The following is an 18,537-nucleotide window of genomic DNA, read 5'->3' as shown; positions in this document are numbered from 1 at the left end:
CCCTTTCGCTAACCTAGTAAATTGATCGTATGACGCTGGGCGTCGGGAGAATCCTGGTTAACATAGCTGCGCATCGCTTGAAACAAAATGTATTGCAGCTTCCCGTAAACGAACAGAGATTCCAGCAGCGAGCTCCGCGCTTTTTCGCCGTCCAGCCAGGCGGCTTCATACTCATAACCGCCCGCTTCGCCGGCTGCGGCGACCAATACGCCCTCTGCCGAATGGCGGCTGTCACCATGAAATTGGAACCGCCATACGACTTGCCCGCCGACAGGCAGCTTAAGGTCCGAGCGGAATCTGATGCCATCGGCATCTGCGGACAACAGCTCGATCGGAGCTATTTTGGAATCCATCCGCCGCCCGTTGAGACTGGCGATTTGCATAACCCCTTGCATGCGGGGGGCGAACCCGATTCTATAATTTTGCGCGGTGCTTCTTGCCATGGACATTTTTCATCTTCCTTTCATAAACAGGCAAAAGTGAACTAAACATAGATACGATATGTATCATGCAATATATACAAAATCAATATTTTAGGTTTTCCTAACTTACATACACTGGTATAATAGGTCTTACACAATGGTAATAATGGTTACTATTATTCTTATCGAAATGTGAGGAACTTACATTATGACAAAGTATGGGGACAGGATTGCCTTTTTGCGCGAGAAAAATGCGCTTACCCAAGAAGAATTGGCCCATAAATTGGGGATCTCCAGAGCGGCCCTATCTCACTACGAGACTTCTCGAAGAGAACCGGATTACGATACGATCGATAAAATCGCATCTTTCTTTCACGTCTCTATAGATTATTTGTTAGGAAGAACGAATAAATCGGACAGTGTGCTTGATCAGGATGTACGGGAATTTGTCGACCAGCTGGAGTTATCGGACGATGCGATTCTTGAGAAGTTTTCGCTAACCGTGGACGGAAATAAATTGACACCCGAGGAAGCAAAGCGATTTATTGCTTTTGTGAGGGCTGAGCGTTCTCTAAAGTAACGAGTTTATCGTCCTCGCTGCTTATAAACGCTTCTTCTTTCAAACCAAGCTGCGCTAACACCTTCAATATGTCAAGCGTGATGGGAGTTTCTTCTTTCATGTAAGAACCTCTTTTCCAACCGTTTTTAGAATCATATTATGTGCAGCACTTTTCTCTTATGTACCTAATTTATGATACATCTTGTATCGTGTCAAGAACATTTTCGAAGATATATTTCCCTTATTCTGGCAAATCCTACGCCATCAGGGTCGGTTTTCTTTTTTTCTTTTTGTTTCGACAGATACAATATGTATCATAATTTCGATACATCTTCGTCAGCTGCTTGCTTTTGCCAACATGCGGATGCGCCCCCGCTTCTGCGGTTCCCGTTCCCTCACCTGTTCGCGCTGGGAAAGTGTGCATAATACCGTTAGAATAACCCCGTAAGACAAGCATTTATAGCTGGGTTGAAAAAACATGCCGATGCTTACCGGTACGATGGACGCCAGAATGACCGGCAGGCGGCTCATGGACAAAGACCTTGCCGTATGATGCAAAATCCACGCCATATACAAAATGAATGTTATAAGTCCAATGACCCCCGATTTGAGCATATAGTAGGTAATGACAGAATGGGTATAGGACACTTTATCCATGTAGATCGGATCAAAAAACAGCCCTCCCCAGCCTCTCCCCAGGAAAAATGCGGAGGGGTCTCTTACGACTTCCGAAAAAATCGTGAACATTTCATCCGTTTTTCCGTTGGCGCCGTATTCGCTTTGCTTCGCTTGCAGCAGCTCCAGGGAGCTTGTAATCTGGTCGTGCGCGATGACGTACACGGCGGCGAACACGATTACGACCAGAACGAATTTGGCCAAGGATTGCCGCGCCATGCCGAGTGAATAGAGAATAAAGCAGACTGCGGCAAGACCGATCGGGGCACGCTGGGCCACCGCCAATAATGAGCCCAGGGCCAGGACTCCTCCCGCAATCATCGCAATGCTGCCGAGCATGCGGGCCGGGCTGGACATTTTCCACATTTGAATCGCCGTCAGCGGCAGGAAAATACCGGCAAAGATGACGCTGGGATCGTACGGGAAGTAAAGGAGATAGTCGGAAAAGTACATCCGGCCGATGTCCAGCAGGCTGACTCCTGCTTTTATATAGAAGCGAATTGCGAAAATCACGCCTGTCATCGAAATGAGCCACGGCAGAATCGCTCCGAAATTGTGTTTCGACTTGTTTATAACCGGAAGCAGGAACAACGGCATATACAAATAAACGAACGGAATCAGATCGCGAATGATATCTCTTAAACCGTTGCCCTTCAGCACGGCTCCGTTAAACAGCTCCCACCACAGCAGGAAGAAGAAAAGAATGTGCAGCCACGCCGGGAAGCTCCTGTACGGCTCCATCCCGCGAAAGGAACCGGCGGCGATCAGCGTACCGACCGGAATGCGGACAAACAGCAGCAGGAACAAGGCGATGACGGCTTCAAACAAGCCGGGATTTTTCGGAAACGGGGAGCTGAGCGTCGCGTAGATCACAAGTGCAAGAGCTATGTACAAGCCGCTTTTGACGGATGCGGTCATAGCGCTTTGTCCTTATTGGCGCTGTTCATGCTGTACATTTTGATACCCACCTGCCAGTAATACATCGACCGCGCCAGCGCGTAGTGGAACCCCGCTTTTCCGTCAAGCACGCCCAGCTTCAGACAGTAGGAATGCAGGAAGGCGAACACCCACTTCATCGGCATCTTGTTGAAAATCTTTTTTTGCAGCCTGCGGATTGCGATCTGGGATTCGTTCAGGTTCGAGAAGAGGCCTTTGTTGCGGACAACCGCTTCCCAATCGGAATACCGGTTGTGCTTGGCAAAGTAATCGAACAAAGAATCATGGTCAAAGTGGATCAGATGCTTGCTCAGCACTTCCGTCCTGCCGTTGATCTGCGGCTGATAATGCCCTTCCACCTCCCACATATTCGATGCGTCCAAATCGTCGTAATCCAGAAATCTGCCCTTGTTGCGGTTGAAAAGAATCAATTTGTACATGCGATGTCCGAACTTCAGCACTTTGTCCATAAAAATATAGTCGTAGCCGGCAAAATAGCCGTCGCTCCGCGGCTGGTTGAGGAACAACCTGCGAATTTCCTCCTCGGCTTCGGGAGTGACGATTTCATCCGCGTCCACATAGATGACCCAATCGTGCTTGAAGGGCAGGTTCTCCAGGCACCACTGTTTTTTCTTCGGATATTTGCCGTCCCAAGTGAAGTTGACGAGGATGGCCCCCATTTCGTTTACGATCTCCGCCGTTCGGTCCGTACTGTTGGAATCCACAACAAATACTTCTTCAAACGCTTTGACCCCTTCCAAACATCGGCGGATTCGTTTTTCCTCGTTCTTGGTCATAATGATGACGGAGACCGGTATGGCTTCTCTCTTCATATACTGCTGCTCCTCTAAACACAATTTTATGTTTCAGTTCGCGTTTGTCGCGCTGCGCGTTCTTCTTTGGTCCCAATAAGACCTCGCTTCGCCAAGCAGCAGCGGAAAATCCGGATGAATCACGATTCCCAGCTTCTTTCTCGTCCAAACCCACATCAATACGTTTTGCACGCCGAGCCCGGCAAACATGACCGCCGCCAAACCGAACGCACCCGAATATGCGGCGGCGGCGACGCTGGCGATGACAGTCGCGATGCTCGTTATCAGCGTAATGTTCATCAGCGTCTTCTGATGGCCGGCCAGTGTCAGCAGCAGCCCGTTCGCTCCGCCGCATACATTCGCGACTCGGCCGAGACTGAGCAGAATCAGAATCCAGTATCCCTTCTCATAGAAGGAACCGAAGATGACGCCCAGAATCCACGACCCCAGCAGTAAAAACAGGATCATGATCGCAGCGGCCGGCAGCAGCGAGATGGCGGTAACGATCCGGCCGAGCTTCTGCAATTGTGAAAGCGTTTCCTTCGTATTCATGGTGACGATGAGCGAGGGCAAAACCGAATTGCTTACGATTTCACAGAGCGCGACCAGCGCAATCAGCCGGGTGGCGGCGCCATACACCGCAACTTCGTCGGCACCCCGAAAAACGCCCAAAATCCAAATATCCGACGAAGTGAGAAAAAACAGGGTGACCGCCGATACCATGATGGGAAGCGAAATCGCAAACATCCGGCGCGCTTCCGCGGCAAGCGGGGCGGACGAACGCTGCCCCTGATCCGCCCGCAGGCGGCGGAGCTTCTTGAATAAAGCCGCCGCAGATACGGCGATGCTCAGCGCAATCGAGAGGTTGACCAGCAGGAGAACATCCGAGAGATTCGGCCGTCCGGTAACAAAAAATACGGATAAAGCGGCGACCAGCAGCAGATTGGACAGCAGGCCGCCAAAAACTGTGGCGAGCCGGATGTCGTCCAGCCCCCGGAAGCTTTCCGCCAGCAGCTGCTGGAACATGTTGCACAAAATCCACAATGCAACGAGGACATTCATCTGTTCCAAAAGCGGAGAATGGAACAAATTGAGATTAAAGAAGTGCTGAAAGCTTATGTACAGGACGAATACGGCCGCACCGCTCAGCAGCGCGATGCCGATCGCCAGTTGAACCGCCCGCCGCATGTCCCGGTACCGCGCGAGCCGGTTATTTTCGGCCAAAAACCTGACAATGCTCTGGTTCAGGCCGAGCATCCCGACGATGCTTCCGAAAAAAGCGATATTGAAAGCAATAAAATACGTTCCCAGCTCTTGCGGCCCGAGCAGCCTGGACAGCATCGCATTGATCAGCAGGCTCGCCGCAGCGAACACCAGCTTGCCCGCCAGCGCCCAACCTCCGCCCGACAGTACTTTATTCACCAGCGTCTTCTTGTCCATATCAAGAACCTGCCGCCACAGTCGGCTTATTGGGCTTGCTTTGTCCCGGTTTGAACGAATCCCGGTTCCGGTCTTTCCTGCTGAATTTTGGAATCAGTACGGCGCCCGAGACCCCGAACACCTTGAGCACGTCTTCTTCCGATTTGATCGTCGTATCGAAGTATTCGACCGCATTCACCGCGCCGATCAGCAAGACGAGGGAGGCAAACCAGGCCACAAGCGCAGCCGCCAGAGGATTCAGGCTGACTGGACCCGCATTGTCCGAATCAGCGGCGGTATTCAGAATGACGACATTATCCACCTTCATGATCGACGGCACTTCCGCTACAAACACTTTCGATACGGCATTGACGATGTGGGCCGCTTTTTCATAAGAGGTGTCCCGGTAGGCGACGGTAATGATCTGCGTGTTATCCTCCGATGTCACCGAAAGACGCTTGCCTAATTCGGTCTGCGACATTCCGATATCGGGATACTGCTCAAGAACTTTGCCCAAAATCGCAGGGTTCAAAATAATTCTTTTGTACGTTGCAATAAGCCCCTTGTTTGCCATAATCAAATCGTATGAAACCAATCCGCCCGCCGCTTCGTTCGTTTTATTCACGACCAGATCGCTCTTGGCTTCGTACTTGGGCGGCATGTAGTTAAAGGAATAAAAGGCGGCTGCTCCCGTAATTAAAAGGTTGAAGGCGATGATGATCCATAGCCTCTTTTTGATGACCCGAAAAAAATCCTTTAATTCCATACAAATCCCTCCGCAATTCCGCTGCGCTGTCTAACTGAACTATTTTTTATTGATTTTATTGATGGCTACTCCGACGATTTGTATGTTTAACCGGTCGAACGTCTCTTTCAATTGTTCCATAACTTCGGCTTTCACTTTTCCATGCTCGATGACAAGCAGGACTCCGTCGCTTTTGGCGGCGATCATCATAGTTTCGGGCATAACATAAGCTGACGATGTGTCGATTATAATTTTGTCGTACAGTTCTCTGTAGCTGTGGATGATTGAGGTGTAGGAGTTGCTGGAGAGTAAATCGGAGGGATTGTTCTGAGCAAGCCCTGCGGTAAGTACGAACAGATTCGGAATATGAGTGCTTTGCGCCGGATCCTGGACGTCGTCCTTCGCGGATAAAAGTCCGCTCAGGCCCGTGTGATTTTGCGCCAGAAAAATGTCCTGCAGCGAAGGGTTGCGAAATGCCGCATCGATAAGCAGCACCCTCTGTTCCGCCTGCGCAAAGGCAACTGCAAGATTGACAGCCGTCGTCGTCTTCCCTTCCCCAGGATACGAAGAGGTGACTGAGATCACCTTAAGCTTTTCCGGTTCATCATACAAATCGATGTTCGTGCGGAGCGTGCGGTAAGCTTCTGAAATTCGTGACCTTGGACTCACATCGATCATGATAGGCTGCTTATTTGTTTTTTGCGCCATGCAAACACCTCTCAACAGTTTAGATACGATTTGTATCTTCGTTCCATAGGTCTAATTTATGATACAAAATGGATCTTGTCAAGGTTTTAGTTTGTAAAAGCAGGAAGGACCGATACAAATCGTCTCAAAACTATATAGGTACATGGTTGGATAGTTTTTACATTAAATAGGACTTTTCCTTATAAAGTGAAAAGCCCTATTCCTTTCGCTTGTTGGAACGCTTACCCTTTTGCCGCCTTCATGGCCACATATTGAATATCTTTGCTGTCGATCACGCCGTCCGGCTTCAAATCGAACTGCTCGTCAAATCCGGGCTGGCCTCTCTTCAAACCGTTCTTTTGCGAAATCAGGAACAAATCGTTCAGCGTCACCTTTCCGTCATGATCGAAATCCCCTCCGCCAACCGTCAAAAAGAACGAGGCGGCGGCGACGTTTTGCCGGCGGCCCCGGCTGTCCGCGAACTCGGAGTCAGGAAGCAGGGCGATCGGCGTTTGACCGTTTTTGAGCGCTATGAAGCTCAGTGTAATCAAGCCGACATTGCCGTTCTTGCCCGGCACTGCGCCGAGCTGCACACCCGTCAGCTTCACCAGGCCTGCGGTCGAAGTGTCTTTGCCGAACACCGCGCTGACGTTCTCACTGCCGAATTCGCCGCTGTATTCGATCTTCGTCAGCTTCAGCTGAGCCGTATCGTACTGCAGTTTCAGCAGGAACGCGTACAAATCTTTGGCATCGCTCGCACGCAGCTGGATGCTGATCGTCGAACCGACCTCGGCGATATCCGAAGCCGAAGCAAAAGCGATCGCAGCCGAGGAAGGCGGCACATTGGCGGAAGTCGTCACGCTTTTGCCCGGATTGCCGACGCTGGCGTTGCCTGCCGCATCCCTTGCAGTCACCGAGAACGTATACGTTGTTTGCGGAGCCAAACCTGCCGCCGTATAGCTGTAGACGGAACCTGACACCGAGTCGATCATTTGGCCGTCGCGATAAATGTCGTACCGGCTCACGCCGACGTTGTCCTGCGCCTGCGGCCATTGCAGCCTGGCGCTGTTATAAGTCACGTCAGTGACTGTGAGCTGCGCCCCTGCCGGCCATACCGGAGGCACGGCATCGCTGCCGGCAAGCTTGATTTGCAGCACAGAATTGCCCATTGTTTTGTACCATTTGCCGTTTACAATTTTCGTATTTCCTTTGGACGAGCCCGCGAAATAAGATGCGGTGTCGCCTGCAGGCTTGATATACAATTTGTCGGCATGCGTAAATGTAAAGGTGCCGTCCGAACCCAACTTGTCAACCAGCGGGTTGCTGGAAAAATAATAAGTCGCCTGCGTCACCGAACCGTCCGGAGACTGCAAATAAATTTGCTGCGCTCCGCCGGCCGGATGCTTCGTGAAAGCGATCCAGCCCTGATTGACCTCGTAGCTGACAGGCGACGAATAGCTGCTGAGCTCCTGGGAAGCGCCGCCGCGGTCTTTTTTATAAATGCCGTTGGTGCTTCCCCGGGTGTATACGACCGTATTGCCGTCCCATTTTGGGGTGCGGCTGTCGTAGTTCGGCTCCTGCACAACCGTTTCGATTAAACCGTCCGCATAGTAGCGGTATATGTTGGTCCGGCTGGAGCCGTTCAGCGTGCCGGTAAAAACGAATTCGCCGTTTGGCGCCAGCACGGAATTGCGGTCTATGAGCGCATTTTGCAGAACCTCGCCGGTAGCCAAATTGATCCGGCCCGTAGGCACGAGGGCGTAATTGCCGGATATTTGTATATAATTGGTGTAACTCTCACAGCAGTAATTGCGGAATTTAATGCCCGTATCCTTCAGCACGTTGTTCGTCCACATGTAAATACGCGCCTCCGGAACGGAAGAATCGTTCAGCCACAAAATAGCACCGCCGGGAATAAGCTTTGCTTCCTGCAAAGATACGAGGCTCTGATATGCCCGAACTAGCGTAATTCCGCCGGTTGAGCGATTTTTGACATACAGGCCCATATCGGAACCTGTGTACAGCAGCCGGCTTTCGTCAAAATCGATAACCCGGCCCTCCGCCTCATCGGCTACGGCCAGCCTGTCGCTCGACTCCACATACAACATGCTCGTTGAGCTGACTCTGACAACCGGGCGTCCCTCGGAGTAAAATCCATCGGAGACGTCGACCATCAGCCGAAGAGACTTGCCCGCATAGCTAGAAACATCGACCGTCTGATCGAGAACTCCTGCTCCCGTACCTGTCCAAATCGTTTTGAAATCCCCTTCGCTGACCAGACTCGCCTTGATATCAGGAGTCGAACGATCATCGACCGTTGTCACCAAAATGCGGGCAGAATTGGCTGTAATGACGAACTGATCGGCAGGTTTGACGGACACCTCCGGTTTAGAGTCATAAACGAACTCGATGCTTGCCTGTCCAGTCTGATTCATTTGGTCGGTCGCCGTGACGGTCAGAGTTTGATTTCCTTTTTCAAGACCTTCCACGGAAAGAACGCCTTTCCAGGTGCAGTCCCTGTACTGGCACACTTTTTGCAAAGCAGCCTCCCTGTCCTTCACTTTGGCAATGACGGTTTTCATTTCATATTCCGACGTCACCCTTACGGAAACATCCAAAAATTTGTCGTAAGGATACCCTGCTGCCGACGGATATTCGAACGACACGCTAACTCCCCCTGCGGCATGGGCATATCCCGCTAAGCAGACCACCGCCGCCAACATCAGCAACAAACCAAGCAAACTCTTTTTCATCCTGCTTTCACCCTCTCTTTCCCGGATAAAATTTGAGCGGTTCCATAAGTGCGCAGCAGTTCTCTCCCCTTCGTACGACGGCTTTTTCTTTAGTGAAACGTTCTTGGGGTGCGATTTGTGGTTCTAAAATGATACATTTCGTATCGTTTTAGACACAATTCTTCTCACCTTACATCCTTTTCGATATCATTCGCAAAAATCCTTCCGGAATACAGGAAATTTAAACATAATTTGTAACAAATAAAGCTCACAACAAGGTAATAACTACCGTGTTGTGAGCTTTATTTTATCTTTGAGGATGATTCGTGTTCTGCTCATTAATAAACGTATTCATATTTTCATTAGCGATGCCTTCCTGGTCTAGCAATTCCTTTAAACGCTGCCTATGAAGCTCGCCGAGACCGTATAACAGGTACCCTTCATTTTTCGCCTTTTTAATATGCTGGAACATCGAGAAATCTCTTGCCTTCTCAGCCTTCATCATCGGTGATTCCCCGTCCGTACTGTAATCCTTACTCGCAAGATGCCATTTTTCTTTGAAGGAAGCTTTGTCTTTCTCAGGCGCAGACTCCTGCTCTTGCTGTATTTTCTCTTCAACATAGGCTGTCAGATCTCGATAAAAAGATTGGAACAAAGCACTGCTGCCTTCTTTCCTCATCTCTGCCGTGACTGCGGCATTCGAGCTTTCCTGCGACGAAATAGCTGCAGCGGTTTGATCCCACATCTCTTTATGAAGCATATAAGTTTGAAAGAGATCGGATTCTTCGTCTGCCCTTGAAGCAAAATGAATAGCCATAACCAAATAAGTTAATTCCGTAGTCGTTCCTTGAAGCTGATAGTTTTTTTCATCCACACTAACTCCACTTACTACCCTTAATATTTTCGGATAAAAGCTTTCGGCCCTGTGACTTCTGTCTCCTTCGGCCCCTTTAAACTTTTCATTGATTACTTCGTCCCGTCCTCGCATATCATTCGTTAAGTCGGGGTTGCTTCCAGCCTCGGCCGGATATTCGGTGAAGCCTTCATGCATATATTTATCGGTGCCTACTGCTGCTGTTATATCTGAAAGATTAAGTGCCGCATGCTCTTCACCAAGCACAAGCAGCTTATTAGGGAGACGAATCCAAGTGCCCTTCTTACTAACATAACCTATCTTATCAGTTGATTTACCCGCATACTGTTTCATTTCATCTTTACTATTAAAATATCGGGATGGAAAATCTTTCAGCATGTTACTAACATTTCGCTCACCCTCACCCAACCTGCCGTGACTGGTTTTCGTTTTGTGTCTGAAACCACTGAAGACTCTATTTTTGATGTACACTTTTCTTTGTATAGAAGGAGTTGAAGCTGATTGATTTACTGGCTGCTGTATCGGTGTCTCCGATTTCTCAGCAGACCTGCCGGCATTTTGCTTGAAAAGCTCACCAACAGCGCGATTGCCAATCGTGCGCTGCAGCTGTAACAATTGACGTGAATTCATCGAATTCACGTTCATCGGTCGTTGTACCATTACATCAGCAGATAATTGAAGACCGCGCGACTGCATCTCAACCGTTTCCGGCGCGTTCGCATTAGCAGTTTTAGTGGAACCGTCAGGTCTCCTGGCTTGATGATTAATCTGCATATGTACCTCTTTCAATTGAATTGATAATGTTCATAAGAACCAAACAGAATACGCTCCGGAAACACCGATCTTAATAGCTTCATTGTAAAACAGTTCATATGACTAGACAAGAACTTTCCCTCTTCCTCCATGCGGCCCGCTCCTCGAAATGAAAACAAAAAGAACGGCTGCTTTGTCAGCCGTTCTAAAGGGGAATTGTCCCATAAGTTTTTTAGCACTCAAAATTGTGTCAAGTCCCGGTACGCTGCTGAAATAGCGCGTGCTCCCAGTCTTTTTCCCTTTCCAGCTGCCACAACCGCCAATAATAGCCTTTGCGCTTCAGCAGTTCCTGGTGCGTGCCTCTTTCGCACACCGAGCCGTCCTGCAGCACGATGATTTCATCCATGCGTTCAACCAGACCGGACAATTTATGCGTGATCCACAAAACCGCTTTATCTTTCAGCAGAGCGTCCATGTTGTCGACGAACGCTTTTTCAGTCAGCGCGTCCAGCCCTGCGGCCGGTTCGTCGAACAGCACGGCCGGAGCCTGCCGCAGCAAAGCCCGCGCGAGAGCGAGACGCTGACGCTCGCCGCCGGACAAGCGGTCTCCCAGCTCGCCGATGACCGTATCGTAGCCGTCCGGCAGCGCCGCAAGCGTCTCGTCGATTAACGCAAGCCGCGCCGCGGCCCGCATCTCCTCCTCCGACGCCTCCGGCCGGCCGAGCTTCAAATTCGCGGCGGCGGACGCGTTGAACAGCTGCACCTTTTGCGAAACAACCGCAAATTCGCAGCGGACTGCCTCCTCCGGCAAGCCTCTCAGCTCTTGCCCGTTGATCGTTACGGATCCTTCCGTATACGGACGCATCCGCAGCAGCACTTGCAGCAGCGTGCTTTTGCCCGCTCCGCTCTCGCCGACGACTGCAACGCTTTTGCCCTGCCGCAGCGTCAAAGACAAGCCGCGAACCGCATAAGGCTCCCGCGGGCCGTAGCGGAATGAGAGATCGCGGATGCGCGCCTCCCAGCCGCCGGCCGACCGCTCCGGCCCGGTCCCCGCAGCCGCGGGCGCGGCCGCAGGCTCGGCTTGGCGGCACTCGTCCGCCAGGCGGAACAGCCTGTCGGCCGACGACATCGTCTGGCCGATGTGCTGGAACGCGGCAGGCAGCGCCATGACCGGCTCGAAGCAGGCCAACGCCATCATCGCGAGCGCCGGAATGGCGAGCCCATCAAGCCGCCCCGCGCCGGCGAGATAAACCGCGGCCAGCAGGACCAGCCACATCCCAAGATGCGCAGCCCCAAGCATGCTTCCGCCGGCATAAGCGCCCAGCCTGTTCTGGGCCGCCTGAAAGGCGTTCGACCGCTCCTGAATGTCGCCGATCCGGGCCAGCCGGTCGCTCATCCGGCCGAACAACGTCAATTCCTTCATGCCGGCGATCAAATCCGCCATTTCCGCATTCATGCCGGCCCGCGCCTGCACGACGCCTTCCCCGTGCCGCCTTCCGAGGCGGGCACAAATCCAAGGGATGCCAATTCCGGCCGCAACCATCATCCCGCCCAAGATGCAGGCCAGCCTCAGATCGTGAGCGGCCATCACCGCAAAGCCGAGCAGCCCTGTCAGCGAAGCGACAAGCGGCGGAGCGAGCACGCGCAAATATAAATTTTGCAGCTGCTCCACATCGCCGGTAATCGCGTTCAGCACATCGCCGCTGCGCCGGCTTTCCAGCAGGGCCGCTCCCCGCGGTTCCAGGCTTTCATACAGCCAAACGCGGACGCGGTGCAAAACCCTGAAAGTGAGATCGTGGGAAACGAGTCGCTCCAAATACCGCAGCACTCCCCTGGCGATGCCGAAAAACCGGACGCCTACGATCAGCGTCCAAAGCATCAGCACCGATTCGGGGCGAAGCGCCGACCGGGCGATCAAATAGCCGGACGTCCCCATCAGCCCGATGTTGGCCGCCACCGTCGCAAAGCCGAGCAGCGCCGCCAACGCCGTCCGTCCTTTATACGGACGGACAAACGCCAGCATGCGGCGGAAGGTGCCCCTGCGGGCCCCGGCCCCGGCAGCGCCGCTGCCCTGTCCGTCCGGCGCTGCCGCCTCAGCGGCGCCGCTCCATTGACCGGGCGCCGCGCCAGGCGCCGGCCCGGCGTCCCCGCCATCGGCAGCGCCGCCAGTGCTGCCGCCACCCGCGCCCGCATGAATCATGCGGGCGTACAGCCCGCCGGCGGCCAGCAGCTCGGTCGGCCGGCCCATCTCCGCGATGCGCCCGCCGTCAAGCACGATGATGCGGTCCGCATCACGCACCGTGTCCAGCCGGTGCGCCACCGTAACGGACATGCGGCCCTGCAGCAGCGCATCGAGCCCCTTCCTTACGGCGGCTTCATGAACAAGCCCGACGCCCGACGTCGGCTCATCCAAAAGCAGCAGCGGCGCGCGTTTCAGCAGCGCGCGGGCAATCGCAAGGCGCTGCATCTGTCCGCCGGACAGGCGGACGGAATCGCCGACCGCCGTCTCCAGCCCTTGCGGGAGGCGGTCTATAAAATCAACGCCTGCCGCGCGGAGCGCCGCAGCAATCTCGGCATCCCCAGCCCCGGGGCTGCCCAAAGTCACGTTGTCCCCGAGTGTGCCGTGGTACAACCGGGGGTTCTGAGCGACGCCGGACAGCCGGCTGCGCCACCAATCCATCGATAGCTCCGCCATGTCGATGCCGTCGATCAAAATGCGCCCCGACGTCGGCCGGACGAAGCCCTGCAGCAAATCGAGCAGGGTGCTTTTGCCCGCTCCCGTCGGCCCGACAACCGCAATCCGCTCACCCGGCTCCAGCTTGAACGTAATATCCGCAAGCGCCGGCCCCGCAGCATCCGGATACGACACACCGACCGCTTGAAACTCGATCCGGTGCCCCCGCGGATTCTCGGTGCCCCGCTTCGCCCCCGGACGCTCGACAAAACCCGGCGGCTCCGTCTCCAAAATGTCCATGATGCGCGCCGCAGCGGACATTCCGTTCGTGCTGGCATGGAACTGGGTTCCCAGCGTCCGAACCGGCGCATAAAACTCCGGCGTCAACAGCAGCACCAGAAAAGCATGCTCAAAGCCGATTTCCCCGGCAATAAGCCGCAAGCCCAGGAAAACGGCAACGACAGCCGTACTGAGCGTGGCGAACAGCTCCATGACGAATGCCGACAAAAAGGCCAGCCGCAGCGTGCCCATCGTCGTCTGGCGGTAATCTTCGCTGATGCGGGCGATAATTTCGATTTGCGCCCGGCTGCGGTTGAACATTTTTAACGTAGGCAGGCCGCGCAGCACATCCAGAAAATGCCCGCTGAGCAGGCCAAGCGTCTTGAACTGCTTGCGGGCCTTCGATTTGGCGGTCAGGCCGACCAAAATCATAAACAGCACGAGCAGCGGAAGCGTAACAGCCAGCACGATGGCCGAGATCCAGTCCAGCCCCGCCACGACGCAAAATACTGCGACCGGAATCAGCATGGACAAGGCGACCTGCGGCAAATAACGGGCCAGATACGCTTCAAGCTGCTCGACGCCTTCATATGCCGTCCCGATCAGCTCGCCGCTGCGCTCGCCTTTGGCGTAGTTCGGCCCCAGCTCCGAGAGCTTGCGCAGCAGCCGCCCGCGCAGGTCGCTTTTGATCCGCAGCGCCATGCGGGCGGATACTTGCTCGCCCGCCGCCTGGACGACCGCTCTGAGCGCGATCAGGCCGAGCAGAATGCCGAATGCGGGAAGCAGCCCCTGAAGGCCGAGCCCGCCGAGAAAAGCTCTGTCCGCAATCCGGGCGATACCCGCCGCCTCCAAAATAATGAGCATCCCGCCCGCCGCGCCGAGCGCGATACAGACCGCGAACAGCGCGCGGGTTCCCTGCACTTTGGCAAACAACCGGCTCATCATGTCAGTACTCCAAATGGTCCTTGACGCTGACCCGCTTGCGGAATACCCAGTACGTCCACGCCTGATAGGCGATGACGATCGGAACCGTCGTAAGCGCGATAATCGTCATTACTTTTAGCGTGTACTCGTTGGAAGCCGTATTGTAAATCGTCAGCGTCCACTCCGGGTTGAGCGAGGAAATCATCACCCTTGGGAACAGCGACATGAACACCGTCACGGTGGACAGCGCGATCGTGAGGCCGGTCATAATGAACGCCCAGCCGTCGCGGCCCGCCTTCAGGAAGAAATGAACGGACAGCAGCGCCATGCCGGCCGTCAGCGGCACCATGCCCGGGATGATTCCGTCGCGCGTGAACATATCCGTCTCCACGTAGCTGAGCACAACGAACAGCAGAAGCGCCGCGCTCGTCCAGGCGCCGACCCGGTTCGCCAAACGGCGGGCGCGATCGCGCAGCTCCCCTTCCGTTTTGAGCGACAGAAACAGCGCTCCGTGCAGCAGAAACAACAGCACGATGCTGACGCCGGCCATTACCGAATACAGCGAAATCAAATCCCAGAACGAACCTACGAAATTCGTATTGGCATCGATCGGCACGCCTTTCATCAAATTGGCCAGCGCGACGCCCCACAGCAGCGGAGGCAGCAAACTGCCGCCGAAAAGGATCCAGTCCCACATCGTTCTCCACTTCGGATTTTCCAGTTTGCTGCGAAACTCGAACGCCACTCCTCTTCCGATCAGCGCCAGCAGCATCAAAAACAAAGCCATATAAAATCCGCTGAACAAGCTCGCGTACCAGCCCGGAAACGCCGCGAACATCGCGCCGCCGGCCGTGATCAGCCACACCTCGTTGCCGTCCCAGACCGGACCGATCGTATTGATCAGAACGCGCCGCTCCACATCGGACTTGCCGAGGAAAGGCGTCAGCATGCCGACGCCGAAATCAAAACCTTCCAAGAAGAAAAACCCGACAAACAGCACAGCGATTAAAACAAACCATAAAATTTCCAGCATATGTTGACGTTCGCCTCACTTTCCTTTTTTCACTAAAGCGCCTCCGCCAATTTTAGAGATAAGAGACGGCTCCTTTATTTGGGCTGACCTGCTTATGCTTAAGCTGCGACTCGTCGTCGGCGCCCTTGCGCACGAAGTGAACGACAAGATACACGAACGCCGCAGCCAAAAGTCCGTACACGAGCGTAAAACCGATCAGCGAGGTCGCTACCATGCCCGTGGAAACGAGCGGCGATACGCCGTCCTCCGTTTTTTGCAAGCCGAAGACGAGCCACGGCTGGCGCCCCACCTCGGTCATGATCCAGCCTGCCGAATTGGCGATATAGGGCAGCGAAATGGCGGGTATCATCCATTTCAGGTAGAGGGCGCTTCCGGCCAACCGATTGCGCAGCGCCGCATAAGTGCCGAACATGCTGAGCAAAATCATCAGCACCCCGGCCGCAACCATGATGCGGAAGCTCCAAAAGGTCGTTCTGACCGGCGGGATGTAGTTGCCCGGGCCGTACTGGGTTTCATATTTTTTTTGCAGCTCATTCATGCCGGGCACGCTTCCGTGCAGTTTATTATAGGAAAGAATGCTCAGCGCATAAGGAATTTCAAGCTGATACTTGTTTTCCTTTTTGGCAGGGTCGATGAAGGCAAAAACCGTCCACGGAGCGCTGTCTCCCGTCGTTTCCCACAATGCTTCCGAAGCGGCCATCTTCATCGGCTGGGATTTCATCAGATGCTGCGCCTGCTCGTGCCCCGCTACAGCCGTCAAAAAGCTGGCTATCAGCGCAACCACGATTCCGATCGTAAAAGAAGATTGAAACAGCTCCGTCTGATGCTTGCGCAGTATTTTGTATGCGCTGATGCCGGTCACGAACAATGCCCCGGTCGCAAGCGCCCCGTAAACAACGTGCGGGAACTCGACCCACAACTGCGGATTGCCCAACAGCGCAAAGAAATCCGTCATCTCCGCGCGCCCGTTCCGAATCGCATAGCCGACCGGCTCCTGCATGAACGAGTTGGCGCTTAGAATCCAAAGCGCGGACAGCGTCGTGCCGATGGCGACAAGCCAAATGGAAGCCAGGTGCACTTTTTTGGGCAGCCGGTCCCAGCCGAAAATCCAGATGCCGAGAAATGTCGATTCGAGGAAAAACGATACGAGAGCCTCCACTGCGAGCGGCCCGCCAAAAACGGCCCCGACAAACCGGGAATAATCCGCCCAGTTCATGCCGAACTGAAATTCCTGCATAATCCCCGTCACGACGCCGACCGCGAAATTGAGGAGAAACAATTTGCCCCAAAATTTGGCCATCATTTTGTATTTGTCATCATGTTTCACTACGTACAGCGTCTGCATAAAAGCGATCAAAAACGCGAGCCCGATCGATAGCGGGACGAAAAAAAAGTGATAAACCGTCGTTATTGCAAACTGCCATCTGCTCCAATCCAAAGCGTCCAAAATAACGCCCCCCTTTCTTATGATCATGATTATAGGGAGGATTCGGACGCATTCATGTGACGAAAATCACAATATAAAGCCGATTTATGGCAAAAAAGGCACATCCCTAGCACAAAAACAAAAAAGACCCCATGGACCTAGATCCATGGAGTCATTCTGCTGCGTCCGTATTCATTTTGAACAGCGTACCGCCCACTGCTTTGTACCACGAGCCGTGCAGCCATTTGGTCATTCCGCCGCCGTAGCCCAAATCGATCGATGCCGCTTGACCTGGCGCAATCAGAAACAATTGCTTGTCGAACGTGTAGGTTAGCGTGCCGTCAGGAGCCAGCTTGTCGATCTTCGGTCGGTCCACGTCCACTGGCAGGTAAGTTGCCTGCGTCACTGAGCCTGAAGGCGACTGCACATAAATTTGCCGGGTCCCATCCCCCGACTGCTTCGTAAAAGCGATCCAGCCCTGCGCGATTTCGTAATCGGCGCGGGGATAGACGTACGTGCCTTGCGGCGCAGCCGGCCCAAGCTCGGTGATGACGCCGTCCCGCTTCTTCAGCAGCTTGCCGCCTTCCCCGATGAAGACGATCGTGCGCCCGTCCCATACCGGATTATAGCTGGCACGCTCCCGGTGCGGAATGATGAGGCTGCTTTGCCCCTGCGCATGGCGGTAAATCTGCGTCAGTTCGTCTCCCCGGGCCGTTCCCGAGTAAACGAACTCGCCGTTTATGTTCAAGCTGGCGCCGTAGGCGGACGTGCCTTGAAGGGGATATTTCCACGCTTCGCCGGTCGCTGAATCGATCCAGTCAACCCGGTGCGTACCCGGCCGCAGCACATAGCTGCCCGCGACCTGGAGCCTGTCGCCGCCGTCGCAGCACGTTTCAAAATAGTTCAGCCCCGTGTCCGCCGCCGAGCCGTCTTTCCAGAGCAGCGTATGAGCGTAGCCGTCCCCGTACAGTCCCGCGGTGAACACGGCGCCTGACGGAGTAAGCTTTGCGCCTATTTTATCGGGCTTCGCGTATACAACCGTATCGGGACCGCCCTCGCCATCCAGCAAATGGAGCCTTTTATCATAAGCTGTATACAGGATCCGGTTTTCGTCGAAATCGTCGATGACGCCCGGAACTTGCCGCAGCTTGACCAGCCGCAGGCCATTGTCCGCATACAAAGTATGATAAAGGGTTCTAACTCCGCCGCCCGCCGCATCCGATACCTCGGCTTGCAAATAAACGATCCGGTTCCGATAAGCGGAGATATCGAAATCGCGTTCTACACGCCCCTGCCCCTCCGCTTCCGCAAAAAGATGATTGTTCTCATCCAGCAGCATCAGCTTCACTTGCGCGCCGGCCTCGCCGGGAGGCGCCGCTGCAGCGGCATGCAGCAAATCGGCGGTGATGACCGATTGGTCCGCAGGCTCCAAATAGACGTCCGTCCGGGGAACATCCGCGGAGAACGTGGTTAAAGGAAACAGCATCAGCCATGCCAAACTCCATAGTACCGTAATCCTTCGCTTTTTCATCAGCGGTTGGACACCTGCCTATCGAATATGATACATTTTGTATCATATCATACATG

Annotated in this window: 13 protein-coding genes; 1 reads left to right on the top strand and 12 read right to left on the bottom strand. The window is 54.0% G+C overall.

Annotation, left to right across the window (positions count from 1 at the left end):
- Window positions 1-8 precede the first annotated feature (8 nt).
- A complete protein-coding gene (locus AC6RNO_RS21235; RefSeq protein ID WP_497106653.1) occupies window positions 9-449 on the bottom strand; it encodes a hypothetical protein in 441 nt (146 codons plus the stop codon).
- 181 nt (window positions 450-630) lie between these two features.
- Between AC6RNO_RS21235 and AC6RNO_RS21230 the strand changes: the two genes are divergently transcribed.
- Window positions 631-1,002 carry a helix-turn-helix domain-containing protein gene (locus AC6RNO_RS21230; RefSeq protein WP_474684017.1) on the top strand — a complete coding sequence of 124 codons (372 nt, stop codon included), beginning with the start codon at window positions 631-633 and terminating at the stop codon, window positions 1,000-1,002.
- Between the two features lie 315 nt (window positions 1,003-1,317).
- On the opposite strand, the gene AC6RNO_RS21225 is transcribed toward AC6RNO_RS21230, so the two are convergent.
- The 11 genes from AC6RNO_RS21225 to AC6RNO_RS21175 all read right to left on the bottom strand — a co-directional run bounded on the left by AC6RNO_RS21225 (window position 1,318) and on the right by AC6RNO_RS21175 (window position 18,481).
- Window positions 1,318-2,574, bottom strand: coding sequence for a hypothetical protein (locus tag AC6RNO_RS21225; protein WP_497106652.1), 1,257 nt, complete (start codon window positions 2,572-2,574; stop codon window positions 1,318-1,320).
- A complete protein-coding gene (locus AC6RNO_RS21220; RefSeq protein ID WP_497106651.1) occupies window positions 2,571-3,425 on the bottom strand; it encodes a glycosyltransferase in 855 nt (284 codons plus the stop codon). Before AC6RNO_RS21220 ends, AC6RNO_RS21225 begins: the two co-directional genes overlap by 4 nt.
- Before the next feature lie 33 nt (window positions 3,426-3,458).
- Complete coding sequence (locus AC6RNO_RS21215; RefSeq protein ID WP_497106650.1) at window positions 3,459-4,844, bottom strand: oligosaccharide flippase family protein; 1,386 nt, start codon at window positions 4,842-4,844, stop codon at window positions 3,459-3,461.
- Window position 4,845: 1 nt separating this feature from the next.
- The gene (locus tag AC6RNO_RS21210; RefSeq protein ID WP_474684013.1) at window positions 4,846-5,589 is read right to left on the bottom strand and encodes a YveK family protein; all 744 of its coding nucleotides are present in this window, start codon (window positions 5,587-5,589) and stop codon (window positions 4,846-4,848) included.
- 39 nt (window positions 5,590-5,628) lie between these two features.
- Window positions 5,629-6,276, bottom strand: coding sequence for a CpsD/CapB family tyrosine-protein kinase (locus AC6RNO_RS21205; RefSeq protein ID WP_474684012.1), 648 nt, complete (start codon window positions 6,274-6,276; stop codon window positions 5,629-5,631).
- A 221-nt stretch (window positions 6,277-6,497) separates the two neighbouring features.
- Window positions 6,498-9,008 carry a fibronectin type III domain-containing protein gene (locus tag AC6RNO_RS21200; protein ID WP_497106649.1) on the bottom strand — a complete coding sequence of 837 codons (2,511 nt, stop codon included), beginning with the start codon at window positions 9,006-9,008 and terminating at the stop codon, window positions 6,498-6,500.
- Between the two features lie 286 nt (window positions 9,009-9,294).
- Window positions 9,295-10,635, bottom strand: coding sequence for a hypothetical protein (locus tag AC6RNO_RS21195; protein WP_497106648.1), 1,341 nt, complete (start codon window positions 10,633-10,635; stop codon window positions 9,295-9,297).
- A gap of 229 nt (window positions 10,636-10,864) precedes the next feature.
- Window positions 10,865-14,512, bottom strand: coding sequence for a thiol reductant ABC exporter subunit CydD (gene cydD / locus AC6RNO_RS21190; RefSeq protein WP_497106647.1), 3,648 nt, complete (start codon window positions 14,510-14,512; stop codon window positions 10,865-10,867).
- 1 nt (window position 14,513) lies between these two features.
- Window positions 14,514-15,524, bottom strand: coding sequence for a cytochrome d ubiquinol oxidase subunit II (gene cydB / locus AC6RNO_RS21185; protein WP_497106646.1), 1,011 nt, complete (start codon window positions 15,522-15,524; stop codon window positions 14,514-14,516).
- A 52-nt stretch (window positions 15,525-15,576) separates the two neighbouring features.
- Entirely contained in the window at window positions 15,577-16,971 is a 1,395-nt protein-coding gene (locus AC6RNO_RS21180; protein WP_497106645.1) for a cytochrome ubiquinol oxidase subunit I, read from the bottom strand.
- Between the two features lie 151 nt (window positions 16,972-17,122).
- Window positions 17,123-18,481 (bottom strand): hypothetical protein, encoded by a 1,359-nt coding sequence (locus AC6RNO_RS21175; RefSeq protein ID WP_488434352.1) that lies wholly within the window; start codon window positions 18,479-18,481, stop codon window positions 17,123-17,125.
- Between the last annotated feature and the right edge of the window lie 56 nt (window positions 18,482-18,537).

It is taken from the genome of Paenibacillus sp. sgz302190, from assembly GCF_059820445.1.
This window is presented reverse-complemented; position numbering and strand designations above follow the sequence as displayed.

Coding starts and splice junctions, on each gene's coding strand:
- AC6RNO_RS21235 (WP_497106653.1), bottom strand. CDS start 449: ATGTCCATGGCAAGAAGCACCGCGCAAAATTATAGAATCGGGTTCGCC.
- AC6RNO_RS21230 (WP_474684017.1), top strand. CDS start 631: ATGACAAAGTATGGGGACAGGATTGCCTTTTTGCGCGAGAAAAATGCG.
- AC6RNO_RS21225 (WP_497106652.1), bottom strand. CDS start 2,574: ATGACCGCATCCGTCAAAAGCGGCTTGTACATAGCTCTTGCACTTGTG.
- AC6RNO_RS21220 (WP_497106651.1), bottom strand. CDS start 3,425: ATGAAGAGAGAAGCCATACCGGTCTCCGTCATCATTATGACCAAGAAC.
- AC6RNO_RS21215 (WP_497106650.1), bottom strand. CDS start 4,844: ATGGACAAGAAGACGCTGGTGAATAAAGTACTGTCGGGCGGAGGTTGG.
- AC6RNO_RS21210 (WP_474684013.1), bottom strand. CDS start 5,589: ATGGAATTAAAGGATTTTTTTCGGGTCATCAAAAAGAGGCTATGGATC.
- AC6RNO_RS21205 (WP_474684012.1), bottom strand. CDS start 6,276: ATGGCGCAAAAAACAAATAAGCAGCCTATCATGATCGATGTGAGTCCA.
- AC6RNO_RS21200 (WP_497106649.1), bottom strand. CDS start 9,008: ATGAAAAAGAGTTTGCTTGGTTTGTTGCTGATGTTGGCGGCGGTGGTC.
- AC6RNO_RS21195 (WP_497106648.1), bottom strand. CDS start 10,635: ATGCAGATTAATCATCAAGCCAGGAGACCTGACGGTTCCACTAAAACT.
- cydD (WP_497106647.1), bottom strand. CDS start 14,512: ATGATGAGCCGGTTGTTTGCCAAAGTGCAGGGAACCCGCGCGCTGTTC.
- cydB (WP_497106646.1), bottom strand. CDS start 15,524: ATGCTGGAAATTTTATGGTTTGTTTTAATCGCTGTGCTGTTTGTCGGG.
- AC6RNO_RS21175 (WP_488434352.1), bottom strand. CDS start 18,481: ATGAAAAAGCGAAGGATTACGGTACTATGGAGTTTGGCATGGCTGATG.